Genomic DNA, 16,559 nt, shown 5'->3' on the forward strand with positions numbered 1-16,559 from the left:
TCAATTCCGGACACATGGCCGGGGTTGGCAGGCGGCCTCACCTGGCCTTCCATCGCTCCACGCACGGTGATCGCGGCCGCGAAACCGCTGGTCATGGGCCCGGCGAAGGCCGGCGGGAAAAAGAGAAAGAAACGTCCGTTATCTAACCGTTACCAGGACGTCCATTCTTTGGTCATCTCCGATAAATCATCAGTTAACCTCGGGCGACCTCCGGTAACGATCAATTCCTCTTACGTTGGGTGCACCGCCTGCTACCCCGTCGCGGTTGCCGAGCATTCCGCTCATGTGTTCACGTGTCATCCGGAACAGGGGGAGCCTTCAGCCGCACACCTGTCCTTTCTCCGGACCATCAAGGTTGACGTCGAATGTCCATTTCGCGGTTATCGAACGACGCCCTGATCGCCGGTCCCCCTCACGTGCTCATGGGGCCGGGCGGGGTCGCCGACCTGGCGGGGGCCGTCATGTCGGCGGTGAGCGGAACGGCCCGCCCGCCGTGCGCGCTGCTGGTCGTCGGGGGCGGGTTCGCCCGGCGACCGTGGCGGGAGCAAGTGCTCGCCGCGCTGCGCCCGGCGGCGGTACGCGTGGCCGTCCAGCCGGGCATGCCGACTCCCGAGTGTGTCGCGCGGCTGGCCGGCGAGGCCCGCGCGCACCGCGCCGACGTCGTCGTGGCGGTGGGCGGCGGAAGCGTCATGGACGCGGCCAAGGCCGCGGCGGCCCTGTCCGCCGCGCCCCTGTCCGCCGAGCGGACGGTTCAGGCGTGCGAGCACGGCGTCTCCGGCCCCGGCCTGCCGGTGGTCGCCGTGCCCACCACACCCGGCACCGGGGCCGAGGCCACCCCGTTCGCCACGATCTGGGACGTCGAGCGCCGCCGCAAGCTCTCCCTGCGCGGCGAGGCCGTCCGGCCCGCCGTCGCCGTCCTCGACCCCGCCCTGCTGGCCGGACTGCCCGGAGACCAGCTCGGCGCGAGCCTGCTCGACACGCTCGCCCAGGGCGTGGAGGCGGCCTGGTCCACCCGGTCGGACGAGCGGTCCGAGGCGCTGGGCGCAGCGGCGTGGGCCGAGCTGGCCACGCTCCTCGACCGGCCGCGCCCGCTGGGCCCGGCCGAACGCCGCGCCGTCCTGCTGGCCGGCCACTACGCCGGACGGGCCATCGCCATCGCGGGGACCACGATCTGCCACGCCCTCTCCTACCCCCTCACCCTGCGCCACGGCGTGCGCCACGGCCACGCGTGCGGGCTCACCCTGGCGCCCGTCCTGCGCCACAACGCGGCCGTCACCGAGGCCGACTGCGCCGACCCGCGCGGGCCGGAGCGGGTGCGCGCGGCCATCGCCGGCGTGGTCCGCGCCGCGGGCGCCGACGGCCCCGACGACCTGGCCCGGCGGGTGGAGGCGTTCCTCGCCGCGTCGGACCTGCCGCCCGTCACCGGGATCCGCGACGACGCGGACCGGATCGCCGCCGAGGCGCTCGGCTACGACCGCGCCGCGAGCAACCCGCGCCACGTCGACGCCCCGGCCCTGGCGCGGCTCCTGACCACCCTGCCCTGCCCCGATCGACTCCGTGGAGGCGGACATGCGCGTTGACGCGTACAAGGTCATGCACTGGATGAACGTGCGGAAGATGACGGCGGCGCAGGTCGCCGAGGCGTCCGGCGTCGAACCGGAGCGTTTCGCGGCCTCCCTGACCGGCGCCGGCGACGACGAGTGGCCCGACTCCATGGCCGCCGCCGTCGCGCGGACCCTGGTGATCGAGCCGGAGAAGCTGGCCGCCAGCGGCCGGCGCGACCTCACGGTGATCACCCGGACCGCGCGGGAGCTGCACGGCACGCGCCGCCCCATCCAGCGGGACGGCATCCACTTCTACAACTACTACACGATGGCCGCGCCGCCGGGCGCGGTCGCGCCGGTCATCCTCGACATCCTGTGCCCCGCCGACCGGGTCCCCGCGCTCAACAACGGGCACATGGAGCCGGCCATCACCGTGAACCTCGGCCCCGGCGACATCCACGGCCGCTGGGGCGAGGAGCTGGACGAGGCCACCTGGCAGGTGATGCGCGCCAACCGCGACGACGACGCCTGGATCGTCGGCGACTCCTACGTCGAGCCGTCGTTCTGCCCGCACAGCTACTCGCTGGTCTCCGACGCCCCCGCCCGGATCGTGTCGTACACCGGCCACTCCAACCTGGCGTCGCTGGTGGAGGACGTCAACGACTGGGCGGAGCGCCCCGCGCAGGAGCTGGTCGAATGGCTCGGCGACCACGGGCCGGACGGCCTGACCCCGTACCGGCTGGCCGTGGAGCTGCTGGCGCGGCGGGGACACACGCCCGAGTCGGCCGCCGCCATGCTCGGCATGAGCGGCGAGAAGCTGGCCGCCGCGCTGGAGGAGGGCTCCGACGGCGTGCTGCGCGAGCTGGGCTCGGCGCTCGGCCTCGACCACCGGATGCTGCTGCGGCCCGAGCGCAGGCACGACCGCGTGGGCAAGACGTACCGGGACGTGGCGGAGTGCCGGCGCGACGCGCGGCGCTTCCGCGGCTACCGGGCCACGTCGCTGGCCTGTGCCCCGCACCTGCCCGACCTCACCGGTCTCTACCTGCGGGTGGACGGCGACGAGGGTGAGGACCTGCGCGAGCTCGCCGAGACGCACTACCTGGTGACCGGCGGCGAGGTGACGCTCCACTGGACCGCCGCCGACGGCCGCGCCGCCTCGGCCCGGCTGGACGCGGACGGCACCGCGTGGGTGGCGCCGTTCGTGGCGCACCGCTGGACCGGCGACGGCGCGCTGATCAAGCTCGGCTCCGGGCGCCACCTCAGCTACCTCGACCTGTACGAGCTGACCAACACCTACTCCGCCGCCGCCACCCTGCGCCGCGCCCGCCGCGACGGCCGTGGCTGGGGCTACGACTCGTGAGGAGGAACCGCATGCGCGTCGTCTACACCGACGCCGCCTGGTCGCTGGACGACGGCGGCCGGGTGGACCCGTCCCGGGCCGTCATCGAGCACGAGGTGTTCGGCCCTGACGTCGAGCTCGACTTCGGGCTCCACGACGGCCGCTTCCTGCTGGACGGCCCCGAGTTCCACGAGCACGTGCGGGGCGCGTCCGCGCTGGTGATCTACCGCTGCCAGGTCACCCGGGAGCTGCTGGACGCCGTCGGGCCGAGCCTGAAGGTGATCGCCCGCAGCGGCGTCGGCGTGGACAACCTCAACGCCCCGCTGCTCGCCCGGGCCGGCATCGCCGGCTTCAACATCCCCGACTACTGCGGCGACGAGGTCAGCACCCACACCCTGGCCCTCCTGCTGGCCCTGGAGCGCAACGTCTGCGTCCAGGACCGCCTCGTCAAGGGCGACCGGTGGAGCGTCCACGCGGGCGGCCTGCCGCGCCGGCTGGCCGTCCGCACCGCCGGCATCGTCGGCTTCGGCCGCATCGGCCGGGCCACCGCCCGCAAGCTGCGCGCCTTCTACGACCGGGTCGTCGCCTACGACCCGTACGTGCCGGCCGACCTGATGGCCGCGCACGGCGTGTCCCGCGCGGACGACCTGGCGGAGCTGTTCGGCGCGGCCGACGCCGTGGTGGTCCACGCGGCGCTCACCGAGGAGAGCGACCGGCTGATCGGCGCGGACGCGCTGACGCACGCCCGGCCGGGGACCCTGCTCGTCAACACCGCCAGGGGCCGCCTGGTCGACGTCGCGGCCGTGCTCGACGGCCTGGAGCGGGGGCGCCTGGGCGGCTTCGCCTCCGACGTGTTCTCCCCCGAGGACCCCAACGACGACCCGGTGGCCCGCAAGCTGCTCGAACGCGACGACGTGGTCGTGTCAGCGCACCGCGCCTTCCTGTCCGCCGAATCCGAACGCAGCGTACGGCGGCGCGTCGCCCAGGGCGTCGCCGCGGCGCTGCACGACTCCCCCGAGAGAGACCGGACGACATCATGACAATGACCACTTCCCAGAACCGGCGACCACGGCTGAGCGAGCCGGCGGACAGCCCGGGCGCGCAGCTCCGCGCGCTGCTCGCCCTGCCGGAGCCGACGCTCGTGATGGGCGCCCACGACGGGCTGAGCGCGCGCATCGCCGCCGAGGCCGGGTTCCCCGCGCTGTGGGCCTCGGGCCTGTGCATGTCCACCGCGCTGGGGGTGCGCGACAGCGACGAGGCGTCCTGGACCGAGCTGCTGGGGCTGGTCGCCAGGGTCGTGGAGGCCGCCGGCCTGCCGGTGCTGGTGGACGGCGACACCGGCTACGGCAACTTCAACACCGCCCGGCGCTTCGCCACCCAGGCCGAGCGGATCGGCGCCGCGGGCGTCTGCCTGGAGGACAAGGTCTTCCCGAAGATGAACTCGTTCGTGGGCGACGGGCACGTGCTCGCGCCGGTGGACGAGTTCTGCGGGAAGATCGCCGCCTGCCGCGACGCGCTGCGCGACCCCGACTTCGTGATCGTGGCGCGCACCGAGGCGCTGATCGCGGGCGCCGGGCTGCACGAGGCGCTGCACCGGGCCGAGGCGTACTGCGCGGCCGGGGCCGACGCCATCTTCATCCACTCGCGCAAGCCGACCGTCGCCGAGATCGCCGAGTTCGCCCGCGCGTGGGACGGGCGGCTGCCGCTGCTCATCGCGCCGACCACGTACCACGCGACGCCGCTGGAGGAGTTCGCCCGCCTGGGGCTGTCCGGGGTGATCTGGGCGAACCAGAGCATGCGCGCCGCGGTCGCCGCGATGAAGCACGCCTGCGAGTCGCTGTTCGAGGAGGGGCCGGTCTCGCTGGAGCCGACGATCGCCTCGCTCGACGAGGTGTTCAGCCTGATGCGCTACCAGGACCTCGCCGACGACGAGAAGCGGTACGCCGCGCCCCCGGAGAGCCGGGCATGATCGAGGCTCGCGCCCTGCTGGACGAGCTGGCCTCCCGTGGCGTCGCCGACGTCACGGGGGTGCCGTGCTCGTACCTGACGCCGCTGATCAACCGGGTGGCCTCGGACCCGGCCGTGGGGTACGTGCGCGCCACCCACGAGGGCGAGGCCGTCGCCGTGGCGGCGGGCTGCTGGCTGGCGGGCGCGCCGGCGGCCGTGATCGCCCAGAACTCCGGCCTGGGCAACATGGTCAACCCGCTCACCTCGCTCAACCATCCGAGCCGCATCCCGGTCCCGGTGATCGTCACCTGGCGGGGCGAGCCGGGCCGGCCGGACGAGCCGCAGCACGAGCTGATGGGCGCCATCACGCCGGCGCTGCTGGAGGTCATGCGGGTCCCTCATGCCGTGCTGCCGTCCGAGCCGGCCGCGCTCGGCGGCTGCCTGGACGCGGGCTGGGCCGCGATGGAGCGGGAGTCGCTGCCGTACGCCTTCGTGCTGCGCGAGGGGGTCGTCGCACCCGAGCCGCTGGAGGAGCGCGAGCCGCACCCGCCCGCGGTCCCGGAGATCGTCCGGCACGGCGCGGGCGGCCGGCCCCCGACCAGGACCGAGGCGCTGGAGCACCTGCTCGGCGTCCTGCCCGGCACGGCCGCGGTGGTGTCGACGACCGGCAAGACGAGCCGCGAGCTGTACACCCTCGCCGACCGGCCGCAGCACTTCTACCTCGTCGGCGCGATGGGCTCGGCCACCGCGGTCGGGCTGGGCGTGGCCCGGCACACCGACCGGCCGGTGGTGGTCGTGGACGGGGACGGCGCCGCCCTCATGCGGCTGGGCACCCTCGCCACGATCGCCGCCCACCCCGCTCCCCGGCTGGTCCACGTGCTGCTGGACAACGGCGTGCACGACTCCACGGGCGGCCAGCGCAGCCTCGCCGCCCAGGTGGACTTCCCCGGGCTCGCCGCCGCCTGCGGGTACGCCCGCGTGCACGACTGCGGCGACCTGGCCGGATTCGTGGACGCGGTCAAGGACGCGCAGGCCGGTGACGGTCCCGCGTTCGTCCGGCTGCGGATCCGGCCCGGCTCACCGGCCCGGCTCGGCCGGCCGCGCGTCCACCCGTCGGAGGTGGCGCGGCGCTTCCGCGCCTTCGTCACGGGAGGTGACCGATGATCGAGCGGACCCGGGACCCCGTCGGCGTGATCCACGGCCGGTTCCAGCCGCTGCACCTCGGCCACCTGGAGTACCTGCTGGCCGGGGCGGAGCGGTGCGACGTGCTCGTCGTCGGCATCACCAACCCCGACCCCGAGCTCACCGCCTTCGAGGCCACCGACCCGGAGCGGGGCTCGCCCGAGGCCAACCCGTGCACCTTCTACGACCGGTACCTGATGGTCGAGGGGGCGCTGCGCGAGGCGGGCGTCCCCGCGGAGCGGCTGCGGATCGTGCCGTTCCCGCACGGTTTCCCCGAGCGGCTGCGCCACTACGCGCCGGTCGAGGCCACGTACTACCTGACCGTCTACGACGAGTGGGGCGAGACCAAGGTGGCCAGGTTCGGCGCCCTCGGGCTGCGGACCGAGGTCATGTGGCGGCGCACGGACAAGCCGATCAGCGGGAGCCGGGTCAGGCGGGCCATCGCCGGCGGCGGCGACTGGCGTTCGCTGGTGCCGCCCGCGGTCGCCGCCGTGATCGAGGAGAGGAGGCTCGATGAGCGCATCCGGCAAGCTCTATCTGATCGCGCTGTGCGGGGGAGCTGACCGGCCGAGCCGGGCGCTGGGCGGGCGCACGCCGTTCGAGGCCGCGCCCACCCCGCACCTGGACCGGCTGGCCACGGAGGGCCGCAACGGGCTGCTGGAGGTCATCGCCGACGGCGTGCCGCCCGAGTCCGACTCCGGCGCGATGGCGCTGCTCGGGTACGACCCGGCGGTCTACTACACCGGGCGCGGCCCGCTGGAGGGGTACGGCAACCGCTACTGGGACCCCGACGGGCACTCCGTGGCCTTCCGCATCAACTTCGCCAGCCTGAACGAGGAGACCGGCCGCCTCGACCGGCGCACGTCCCGCGACCTGACGGACGAGGAGATGGAGCTGCTCGTCGCGGAGATCCTGGAGCAGGTGCGGCTCGCCCCGGACATCGGCGTCAACCTCACCGGGTGGGGACGGCACCGCGGCATCCTCGCCTTCAGCAGCAGGAACAGGCCGCTGTCGGGCGAGGTGTCCAACACCGACCCGGGGTTCGTCAAGGAGGGGGCGTTCGGCCTGCCGGTCGCCGACCATCCCGACCGGCCGCTGGCCGCCCGGGCGCTGGTGGACGACCCGGCCGCGCACCTGGTCGCCGAGCTGGTCAACTCCTTCGTCGAGGCGAGCGCGCGGGTCCTTCGCGCCAGCGAGGTCAACCGGCGGCGCGCGGCGGCCGGCCGCAAACCGGCCAACGTGCTGCTGGTCCGCGACGGCGGGCACCGGCTGCCCGACCTGCCGCCGGTCAGGGGACGGGTCTCCATGTACGGGCAGGTGCCGGCCGAGCGCGGCCTGGCCCGGCTCATCGGGGCCGAGTTCACCACGGCCAAGCCCGCGCCCGGCCAGCCCGAGCCCGACTTCTACGCCCGGCTGCTGCCCAGGCTGCTCGCCGACCCGGCCGACGTCGTGTTCGCGCACATCAAGGGACCCGACGAGCCGGGCCACGACAACCAACCCGAGGAGAAGACCCGCGCCGTCGCCGACATCGACGCCCACCTCGCAGGGCCGCTGCGGGCGGCGCTCGGCCCGTCCGACACCCTCGTCGTCACCTGCGACCACGCCACCCCGTGCGAGGCCGGCATCCACACCGACGACAAGGTGCCGCTCGCGGTGGCCGGGCCCGGGATCACCCCCGACGGGGTCACGTCGTTCGGCGAGGCCGCGGCGGCCCGCGGCGATCTGCCGATCAAGCGCGCCAGCGAGCTGATGCCCTGGCTGCAGAGCCTGCGGGGATCGCCATGACCCCGGTCAGGAACGCCGTCACCGGGCTGCGGCTGCGCGGCATCCTCGACTCGCGCGGCCGTCCGACCGTGGAGGCCGACGTGCGCGCCGGGGACGCGTGGGGCCGCGGCTCCTGCCCGGTGGCCATCGCGCCGGGCCGCCTGGAGCGCCGCCGCGGGCTGCGCACCGGCGAGCTGGGCGACCTCGGGGACGGTCAGGTGGTCCGCCTGCTCCGCGACAGCCTGACCGGCGTGCCCCTCTCCGGCCAGGACGACCTCGACCGGCGGCTGCGCGACCTGGACGACCGGCACGAGCTCGGCGCCGACGTCACGCTGGCGGTGTCGCTGGCCCACGCCAGGGCGCTGGCGGCCGGGGCCGGGGTGTCGCTGCGCGGGTGGATGTGCGGGCTGTTCCCGCACCCGCCGCGCATGCCGCGGCTGCTGGTGAACGCCTTCTCCGGCGGCATCCACCACGACGGGGCGCCCGACTCGTTCCAGCAGATCATGGTCATCCCGGACACCGGGACGCTGACCGGGGACGTGCGGGCCGCCCTGGAGATCTACGGCACGCTGGAGCGGCGGCTGGCCAGTGGGGTGCTTTCCGGTGACGGCGGGCGGCCTTCCGGCGGCGGCGGGCCGGTGGCGATCTCGGCGTCCAGCGGCATGCTGGCCCCCGGCTGGGACTGCGTGCGGCGGCTGGAGGAGCTGCGCGCGGCGTGCGGGGAGCACCGGGCCGGCCTGGGCGCGGACGTGGCGGCCGAGCACCTGCTCGCGGGCCCCGGCCGCTACCGGTACGAGGGCCGGGAGCACGCCTCGGCCGGGTTCGCGGCGCTCCTGCTCGACCTGGCCGTGGCCCACGGCATCGCGTACCTGGAGGACCCGTTCGACCCCGCCGACACCGAGACCTGGCGGGCGTTCCTGCCCGCGGCGCGCGAGGCGGGCGTGACCGTGGTCGGCGACGACCTGTTCGCCTCCGACTCCCGCCGGGTCGTGCCCGGCCTGGCCGACGCGGTCCTGCTCAAGCCGAGCCAGGCCGGGACGGTCACCGCCACGCTGGAGGCCGCCGCGGCCGCCCGCGCGCTCGGCCTGCGGCTCGTCGTGTCGCACCGCTCCGGCGAGACCGAGGACACCGCCATGTGCGACCTCGCGGTGGCGGTCGGCGCGGAATGGATCAAGATCGGCGGCCCCCGCAGGGGCGACCGCATCGCCAAGTACAACCAGCTCATCCGGCTGGCCGAGACCCTCACGGACGACCCCGTCCAGGAAACCACTCACGAAGGAGCAGCGGCATGTCACGCGCCAAGCAGTTCAAGGACCTGATGCTCGCCCCGGAGATCCTGGTCGTGCCCAGCGCCTACGACGCCCTGAGCGCCAAGGTGATCGAGCAGGCCGGTTTCCCCGCCGTCCACATGACCGGCTCGGGCACCTCCGCCTCCATGCTGGGCATGCCCGACCTCGGGTTCACCACCATCACCGAGATGGCGTGGAACGCAAAGAACATCTGCCTGGCGGTCGACCTGCCGGTGATCATGGACATCGACGCCGGCTACGGCAACGCGATGAACACCTGGCGGTGCGTGCGGGAGTTCGAGCGGGCCGGCATCGTCGGCGGACACCTGGAGGACCAGGTCGTGCCGAAGCGCTGCGGCCACCTGGAGGGCAAGCGGCTCATCTCCACCCGCGAGATGGTCGGCAAGATCGAGGCGGCCGTCGAGGCGCGCACCGACCCCGACTGGGTGCTCATCGCGCGCACCGACGCCCGCGAGAAGCTCGGCCTGGACGAGGCGATCCGCAGGTCCAAGGAGTACGTCCAGGCCGGCGCGGACTGCATCTTCCTGGAGGCCATGCTCAACGCCGACGAGATGAAGCGGGTCCGGGACGAGATCGACGCGCCGCTGCTGGCCAACATGGTCGAGGGCGGCAAGACCCCGTGGATGACCACCCAGGAGCTGGAGGCCCTCGGCTACAACCTGGCCATCTACCCGCTGTCCGGCTGGTACGCCGCCACCGCGATCCTGCGCAAGGTCTTCGCCGCGCTCCGCGACGAGGGCACCACCCAGGACTTCTGGAAGCGGGCCGACCTCCAGATGACCTTCGACGAGCTGTTCGAGGTGTTCGGCTACTCCAAGATCTCCGAGCTGGAGGCGCGCTTCGTGGTCAAGGAGGACGACGGCCGTGTTTCGTGACGGCGCCCTCCAGCCCGCGGACCGGCGGATCGCGGTGCGCAGCCCCTGGGACGGCGAGACGGTCGGCACCGTGCCCGCCGACACGCCCCGGGAGCTCGACGAGGCGATCCGCCGCGTCCGGGCGGCCTGGCGGCCGATGCCGCCCAGGGAGCGGTCGGCGGTGCTGCGCCGCGCCGCCGCGCTGCTCACGGACCGGGCCGCCGAGACGGCCACGCTGATCGCCCGCGAGTCGGGCGTGTGCGTCGCCGAGACCGGCAAGGAGGTCGAGCGGGCCGCCGCCAACCTCACCGTGGCCGCGGAGGAGGCGGAGCGGCTGCGCGGGGAGAGCATCCCGCTGCCCGCGCAGGACCGGCTGGCGGTGACCGTGCTCGAACCCGCCGGGATCGTCGCGGCGCTCACCCCGTTCAACCGGCCGCTGAACCAGGTCGTCGTCAAGGTGGCGCCGGCCGTGGCGGCCGGGTGCGCGGTCGTGCTGAAGCCGTCGGAGAAGACGCCGCTGACGGCCCTGGCCTTCGCCGCCCTGCTGGTCGAGGCCGGGCTCCCGCCCGAGCTGCTGGTGGTGACGACGGGGGCGCCGGGCGAGCTCGGCCCGGCGCTGGCCGGTCATCCCGAGGTGGACATGGTGACGTTCACCGGCTCGGTGCGCACGGGCCGGGCCGTGGCGGCGGCCGCGGCGGGCCGCAAGCTGCTGCTGGAGCTGGGCGGCAACGACCCGCTGATCGTGCTGCCGGACGCCGATCTCGACCTGGCGGCGCGGCTCGCGGCCGACGGCGCCTTCGCCACGGCCGGGCAGTCGTGCCGCGGCGTCAAGCGGGTGATCGCGGTCGGCGAGGTCGCCGACCCGCTGGTGTCGCGGCTGGTGCAGGCGGCCCGGGAGCGGCGGGCGGGCGACCCGCTCGACCCGGCGACCCAGGTGGGGCCGCTCGTGAGCGAGGAGGCGGCGGCCGAGGTCGAGCGGCGGATCCACGACGCGGTCGCCGCGGGCGCCAAGCCGCTGTGCGGCGGCGAGCGGAAGGGCGCGCTGCTCACGCCCGCGGTCCTCGACCACGTGCCGCCCGGCGCGGAGCTGGTGGCCGAGGAGACCTTCGGCCCCGTGGCCCCGGTCATCCGGGTCGGCGACGTGGACGAGGCGATCGCGGTGGCCAACGGCACCGCGTACGGGCTGCAGTCCGGCGTGGTGACCTCGGACGTGACGGCCTTCATGCGGATCGCGACGGGCCTGCGCGTCGGGGCCGTCAACCTGAACGCGGGGCCGCAGTTCGACTCGCCGCACATCCCGTTCGGCGGCGTCAAGGCGAGCGGGCTCGGCCGGGAGGGCGTCCGCTACGCCATCAGGGAGATGAGCGTGACGAAGACCGTCACGCTCCCCCTCCCCTAGGTCCCGGTTCTGCCGGTCTCCTCGCCGGGCCGGCGGGTCAGCTCTGACCCGCCGGCCCGGCCAGCTCGACGATGGCCGCCGCCGCGTCGTACGTGATCAACTGCACGCCCATGCCGCCGCACCCGCACCGGACGTAGATGACCCGTCCGAGCGAGGTCGAGTGGCCGGACAGGATCTCCTGCTCCGCCGCCGAGCCGCAGACTTCGCACGCCTTCAGGTCCATGACCCCACCTTCACAGAAGGGCGTAATGTCATTCCCGCCGTATTTAGATTACGATGGATTCATGGCGAGAACCAGCCCCACCGAGGTGACCGGCTACCGCAACGACGGCGTGGGCACGGCCGTCGCGCTGGTCAACGCGGTCACGGCCGACGCCGGTGACCCCTCCCCCGAGGCCCTCGGCGCGCTGCTGGCCTCGTACAACTTCAAGGTCGACGGCCCGGTGAGCGACGACGAGGCCGAGGCCCTGCGCCGGTGGGCGCGGCGGCTGCGGCCGGTCTTCGCCGAGACCGACGAGGCGCGGGCCATCGACCTGCTCAACGGCGTGATGGCCGAGGTGCCCATGCACCCGCACATCTCCGACCACGGCGAGGGCCCGCACCTGCACTACGGCCCGCCCGGCGCCGTGCTCGTCGACCGCATCCGGGCCAACACCGCGGTCGGGCTGGCGTTCGTGATCTGCGAGCTGGGCGCCGCCCGGCTCGGCGTCTGCCTCGACGCCGCGTGCGAGCGCGTCTACGCCGACGTCTCGCGCGGCCCGCGCCGGCGCTACTGCTCCAAGACCTGCCTCAACCGCAACACGGTCGCCGCCTACCGGGCACGCCGGGCGTCGGCCCCCGCCTGACCAGCCGATGACGGCGTCCGCTCGGGACGCCTCGCCCCAGAAGGGACCGGTCCCGTGAGCCGTCCGGACGCCCGCCGCAACCTGCTCATCCTCGCGGGGACGCTGCTGCTGCTGAAGTCGACCTGGTTCTCCGCGACGGCGGTGATCCCGCAGGTGCGGCAGGAGTGGCAGCTCACGCCCGATCTCGCGGCCTGGCTCACCATCTCCGTGCAGTGGGGGTTCGTGGCGGGGGCCGTGCTGTCGGCGGTGTTCGTCGTGTCCGACGCGCTGCCGCCGATCCGGCTGATCTTCCTGAGCTCGATCGGCGCCGCCGTCGCCAACCTGGCGCTGCTGCTGACCCACGACGCGCTCACCGGCAGCCTGGCCCGCTTCGCCACCGGGCTGTTCATCGCCGGCGTCTACCCGCCGTCGCTGAAGCTCATCTCCACCTGGTACCGCGACGGCCGCGGGGCGGCGATGGGGCTGCTGGTCGGGGCGCTGACCGTGAGCTCCGGCGTCCCGCACCTGATCAACGGGCTCGGCGGGCTGAACTGGCGCACCGTCATCGTGGCCACCTCGGTGCTCACCCTGGCCGGCGGCCTGGTCACGCTGACCGTGGTCAAGGAGGGGCCGTACCCGTTCCCCGCCGCGGTGCTCGACCCGCGGCAGGCCCGGCGCATCCTGCGCGACCGCGGCACCCGGCTGGCCATGGTCGGCTACCTGTGCCACATGTGGGAGCTGTACGCCATGTGGACGTGGTTCCTGCTGTTCTTCTCGGCGGCGCTGCGCCTCCACGGCATGGACGGCTCGCTCCTCGGGGTCTACGTCACCTTCGCCGTCTTCGTCATCGGCGGCGTGGCCAACTACACGGGCGGCGTGCTCGGCGACCGCTTCGGCCGCGAGCGCACCGCGATCGTCATGATGGGCGCCTCGGCCGCCTGCGCCGCGTTCATCGGGCTGCTCATGGGGGCGCCGCTCTGGCTGCTCATCCTCGTCAGCCTGGTGTGGGGGTACGCCGTCGTGGGCGACTCGGTGCAGTTCTCGGCGCTGGTCACGGAGCTGGCCGACCAGAGCTACGTGGGCACGGCGCTGACCCTGCAGATGGCGTTCGGGTTCCTGCTGACCGGGGCGACGATCTGGCTCGTCCCGGCGGCCGAGCAGGCGGTCGGCTGGCGGTGGGCGTTCGCCGTGCTCGCGGTGGGGCCGCTGGTGGGCATCCTGGCGATGCGCCGCCTGCTGCGCGTACGCGGCGAGCGCGTGCCGGCCTCAGCGGGAGCGGCCGGGACGTCCTGACTCGTTCAGGGCACGTTCCTGGGAGAAATCGAGGTGCCGGAACGGGCGCGCATCCTTACCGTGGGCCCCATGCGCGACGACTCCCCCCTGCTGAATGTCATCGATGTGGAAGCCACCTGCTGGGACGGACAGCCACCGCCTGGTTCCGTGCACGAGATCATCGAGATCGGTCTCACCGTCGTGGACGTATCGGCACGGCGCCGCGTGTCCCGGCACCGGGTCCTGGTCCGCCCTGTCCGGTCGGCGGTGAGCAACTTCTGCACCGAACTGACCGGACTGACGCAAGCCGAGGTGGACCGGGGCGTCACCTTCGCCGAGGCTTGCCGGATCCTCGTCGAGGAACACGAGGCGGGCAGACGCCCCTGGGCGAGCTGGGGCGAGTACGACCGGCGGCAGTTCGCTCGACAGAGTCAAGCCGACGGGGTGGCCTACCCGTTCGGCCATCCGACCGGACGCACCCACACCAACGCCAAGGCTGTGTTCGCCGAGGCGTACGGGCTGCGCAAGAAACCCGGCATGCACCACGCGCTACAGATCGCCGGACTGCCGCTCGAGGGGCGCCATCACCGCGGCGAGGACGACGCGTGGAACATCGCGGCGCTCGTCCTCGACATGGTGGCCCGCGGGGCATGGCCGGTCACGGCGTGAGCGCCCGGGACGTCATGGCCTCGACGGGGAGCGGCCGAGTCCGCCCAGTGACGCCGCCATGAGCAGCGCGGCGATCCCCCCGCACACCATGGCCGCCGAGACGGAGACCGCGTCCACCACGACCCCGCCGAGCAGCGCCCCGAGCGCGAAGGTGGCCTGGAACGACGAGGTGAACACCACCGTGGCCGCCTCCGGCGCGTGCGGCGCGGCCCGGGCGAACCACGCCTGGGAGCAGACCGGCACCGCCCCGTACGCCAGCCCCCACACCACGAGCAGGGCGAACGCGCCGCCGGCCCGCGTGCCGATCAGGGGCAGCAGCAGCGTCGCGGCGGCGATCAGGCACCCGGCGGCGGCGAACGTCGCGCGCGGGGCCGCCCCGACGGTCCGGCCGGCCAGGAAGTTGCCCGCGATGCCCGCCACCCCGTACGCGAGGAGCGCGGCGCTGACGGCCGCGGGGTCGAGCCCCGTGACGTCCCGCAGGAACGGCGTCACGTAGGTGTAGGTGCCGAAGTGGGCCAGCACGATCAGGGCCGTGGCCAGGAGCGCCACCTTCGTGTCCCGGCCGCGCAGCAGGTCGCGCAGCACCCGGGCGCTGGTGACCTGCCGGGCGGGCAGCGGCGGCACCACCACGAGCAGCGCGGCCAGGACTGCCGCCGACAGGACCGCCAGCGCCAGGAAGGCCGTCCGCCACCCCGCGACGTGGCCGATGAACGTGCCGGCCGGCACGCCGAGCACCGACCCCAGCGGCACGGCCGAGAAGATCAGCGCCGTGGCCGTGCCGACCGCCGCGGGCGGCACCAGGCGGGCGGCGAGCCCGGCCCCGATCGACCAGAACCCGCCGATCGTGAGCCCCACCAGGACCCGGGAGACCAGCATGACCTCATACGCGGTGGCGACCGCCGCGAGTACGTCGGCCACGGCGAGGATCCCCATGAGGACGCCCAGCATCACCCGGCGGTCCAGGCGCGCGGTGGCCAGGGTGACGACGGGGGCGGCGACCGCGGCGACGACGCCGGGCAGCGTCATGGTCAGGCCCGCGGTGCCGTCGGACACGTGGAAGTCCGCGCCGATGGTGGTCAGCAGGCCGATGGGCAGGATCTCGCTGGTCACGATCGCGAAGATGCCGAGGGCGATCGAGGCGACCGCGAACCAGGCGGTGAGCGGCGGGCGCGTGCGGGGCTGGAGTGTGGTGGGCATGGGTTTCCGTTCGAGGGCGTGGCTTGGGTGTTCTCAGCCAAGCAGGGGCGCCGGGACGGGTACCGGCGCCTTTCAGACTTCACCAACCGCCCGGCCATCGCGGAACGATCCTTTCCGCGATGCCTGTCACGCTTCAGATATGGACGACACGTTGACCGGGGCACGGGTGGACCGCCGGACGCTCAACCGGGCCGCGCTCGCGCGGCAGTCGCTGACGGCGCGCGCGGACCTGCCCGCCCTCGACATGGTCAGGCACCTCGTCGGGTTACAGGCGCAGGCCGCCGACCCGCCGTACATCGGCCTCTGGACGCGGCTGTCCGGCTTCACCCACGACGACCTGACCGGGCTCCTGAACGACAGGAGCGTCGTGCGGTCGTCGGTGCTGCGCGGCACCCAGCACATCGTCACCGCGGCCGACTTCCCCTGGCTGCGCCCGCTCATGCGGGACCCGCTGGGCCGCGCCCGGCAGGCCGCGTTCGGACGGGCCACGGCCGGCATGGACCTCGACGAGCTGGCCGCCGCCGGCCGCGACCTGCTCCGGGGCCGCACGCTCACCCGGCCCCGGCTGCGCGACCTGCTGGCCGAGCGCTGGCCGGACCGCGATCCCGAGGCGCTGGCCTGGTCGGTGCAGACGCTCGTGCCCGTGATCCACCGGCCGCCCAGCGGCACCTGGGGCAAGGGCGGGGCGACGCCGTTCACGCTGGCCGAGGAGTGGCTCGGCGTCCCGATGGCCGCCGAGCCGCGCGTGGACGACCTGGTGCTGCGCTACCTGGCGGCGTTCGGGCCGGCCGGCGTACGGGACCTCCAGATGTGGTCGGGGCTGCGCGGGCTGGAGGCCGACCTGGAACGGCTCCGGCCCCGGCTGCGGGTCTGCCGCGACGAGACGGGCAACGAGCTGTTCGACCTGCCGGAGGCCGAGCTGCCCGACCCGGGGACGCCGGTCCCGGTCCGGTTCCTTCCCGCGTTCGACAACCTCGTGGTCGCCTACGCCGACCGTACGCGGATCATGACGGACGAGCACCGCAGGCGGGTCTGCGTCGGCTCCATGGTCTTCCCCACCGTGCTCGTGGACGGGTTCGTCCGTGGCACCTGGAAGGTCGCGAAGGACCGGGACAGGGCGGTGCTGGCGGTGGAGCTGTTCGAGCCGGTGACGGACGTGGCGGCGATGGAAGAACTGGTGGAGGAGGGAGAGCGCCTCCTGGACTTCGCCGCGGCGGGCCTCGCCCACGACGTCCGCGTCACGACCGCGCAGTGAGCC

At 74.1% G+C, this 16,559-nt stretch carries 16 protein-coding genes; 14 read left to right on the forward strand and 2 right to left on the reverse strand.

The annotated features are described in order from the left end of the window. Positions 1–365 precede the first annotated feature (365 nt). Genes HTZ77_RS29125 through HTZ77_RS29170 form a run of 10 tightly spaced genes read left to right on the forward strand, consistent with a single transcriptional unit; the run spans position 366 to position 11,339 of the window. The gene (locus HTZ77_RS29125) at positions 366–1,580 is read left to right on the forward strand and encodes an iron-containing alcohol dehydrogenase (RefSeq protein ID WP_175592883.1); all 1,215 of its coding nucleotides are present in this window, start codon (positions 366–368) and stop codon (positions 1,578–1,580) included. Continuing rightward, positions 1,570–2,904 (forward strand): cupin domain-containing protein, encoded by a 1,335-nt coding sequence (locus HTZ77_RS29130; RefSeq protein ID WP_175592884.1) that lies wholly within the window; start codon positions 1,570–1,572, stop codon positions 2,902–2,904. The genes HTZ77_RS29125 and HTZ77_RS29130 overlap by 11 nt, the downstream gene beginning before the upstream one ends. Positions 2,905–2,915: 11 nt before the next feature. After that, positions 2,916–3,923: an NAD(P)-dependent oxidoreductase gene (locus HTZ77_RS29135; RefSeq protein WP_175592885.1), complete on the forward strand. Its 1,008-nt coding sequence runs from the start codon at positions 2,916–2,918 to the stop codon at positions 3,921–3,923. A 2-nt stretch (positions 3,924–3,925) separates the two neighbouring features. Beyond that, the gene (aepX, locus tag HTZ77_RS29140; protein WP_175592886.1) at positions 3,926–4,852 is read left to right on the forward strand and encodes a phosphoenolpyruvate mutase; all 927 of its coding nucleotides are present in this window, start codon (positions 3,926–3,928) and stop codon (positions 4,850–4,852) included. Then, on the forward strand, positions 4,849–5,994 hold the full coding sequence (gene aepY, locus HTZ77_RS29145; RefSeq protein WP_175592887.1) for a phosphonopyruvate decarboxylase: 1,146 nt from the start codon (positions 4,849–4,851) through the stop codon (positions 5,992–5,994). Before aepX ends, aepY begins: the two co-directional genes overlap by 4 nt. Continuing rightward, positions 5,991–6,575 carry an adenylyltransferase/cytidyltransferase family protein gene (locus HTZ77_RS29150; protein ID WP_175592888.1) on the forward strand — a complete coding sequence of 195 codons (585 nt, stop codon included), beginning with the start codon at positions 5,991–5,993 and terminating at the stop codon, positions 6,573–6,575. Before aepY ends, HTZ77_RS29150 begins: the two co-directional genes overlap by 4 nt. Next, the gene (locus tag HTZ77_RS29155; RefSeq protein ID WP_175592889.1) at positions 6,526–7,797 is read left to right on the forward strand and encodes a CMP-5'-phosphonoformate--3-phosphoglycerate phosphonoformyl transferase; all 1,272 of its coding nucleotides are present in this window, start codon (positions 6,526–6,528) and stop codon (positions 7,795–7,797) included. The genes HTZ77_RS29150 and HTZ77_RS29155 overlap by 50 nt, the downstream gene beginning before the upstream one ends. After that, positions 7,794–9,095: a hypothetical protein gene (locus HTZ77_RS29160; RefSeq protein WP_175592890.1), complete on the forward strand. Its 1,302-nt coding sequence runs from the start codon at positions 7,794–7,796 to the stop codon at positions 9,093–9,095. Before HTZ77_RS29155 ends, HTZ77_RS29160 begins: the two co-directional genes overlap by 4 nt. Next, positions 9,065–9,961, forward strand: a complete 897-nt coding sequence (bcpA, locus tag HTZ77_RS29165) for a carboxyvinyl-carboxyphosphonate phosphorylmutase (RefSeq protein ID WP_175592891.1) — start codon at positions 9,065–9,067, stop codon at positions 9,959–9,961. The genes HTZ77_RS29160 and bcpA overlap by 31 nt, the downstream gene beginning before the upstream one ends. Further along, positions 9,951–11,339, forward strand: coding sequence for an aldehyde dehydrogenase family protein (locus tag HTZ77_RS29170; protein ID WP_175592892.1), 1,389 nt, complete (start codon positions 9,951–9,953; stop codon positions 11,337–11,339). Before bcpA ends, HTZ77_RS29170 begins: the two co-directional genes overlap by 11 nt. 37 nt (positions 11,340–11,376) lie before the next feature. On the opposite strand, the gene HTZ77_RS29175 is transcribed toward HTZ77_RS29170, so the two are convergent. Then, on the reverse strand, positions 11,377–11,562 hold the full coding sequence (locus HTZ77_RS29175) for a hypothetical protein (RefSeq protein WP_175592893.1): 186 nt from the start codon (positions 11,560–11,562) through the stop codon (positions 11,377–11,379). A gap of 61 nt (positions 11,563–11,623) precedes the next feature. On the opposite strand from HTZ77_RS29175, the gene HTZ77_RS29180 reads away from it, so the two are divergent. From HTZ77_RS29180 to HTZ77_RS29190, 3 genes are all read left to right on the forward strand, one after another. After that, on the forward strand, positions 11,624–12,184 hold the full coding sequence (locus HTZ77_RS29180) for a CGNR zinc finger domain-containing protein (RefSeq protein WP_175592894.1): 561 nt from the start codon (positions 11,624–11,626) through the stop codon (positions 12,182–12,184). Between the two features lie 54 nt (positions 12,185–12,238). Further along, positions 12,239–13,456: an MFS transporter gene (locus tag HTZ77_RS29185; RefSeq protein ID WP_175592895.1), complete on the forward strand. Its 1,218-nt coding sequence runs from the start codon at positions 12,239–12,241 to the stop codon at positions 13,454–13,456. Between the two features lie 69 nt (positions 13,457–13,525). After that, positions 13,526–14,104 (forward strand): 3'-5' exonuclease, encoded by a 579-nt coding sequence (locus HTZ77_RS29190; protein ID WP_175592896.1) that lies wholly within the window; start codon positions 13,526–13,528, stop codon positions 14,102–14,104. Between the two features lie 12 nt (positions 14,105–14,116). Here the strand turns inward: HTZ77_RS29190 and HTZ77_RS29195 are convergent, their stop codons facing one another. Beyond that, on the reverse strand, positions 14,117–15,301 hold the full coding sequence (locus HTZ77_RS29195) for an MFS transporter (protein ID WP_175592897.1): 1,185 nt from the start codon (positions 15,299–15,301) through the stop codon (positions 14,117–14,119). Between the two features lie 139 nt (positions 15,302–15,440). On the opposite strand from HTZ77_RS29195, the gene HTZ77_RS29200 reads away from it, so the two are divergent. Continuing rightward, entirely contained in the window at positions 15,441–16,556 is a 1,116-nt protein-coding gene (locus HTZ77_RS29200; protein ID WP_175592898.1) for a winged helix DNA-binding domain-containing protein, read from the forward strand. Positions 16,557–16,559: the final 3 nt, after the last annotated feature.

It is taken from the genome of Nonomuraea montanisoli, assembly GCF_013363975.1.
GTDB classification, from domain to species: Bacteria; Actinomycetota; Actinomycetes; order Streptosporangiales; family Streptosporangiaceae; genus Nonomuraea; species Nonomuraea montanisoli.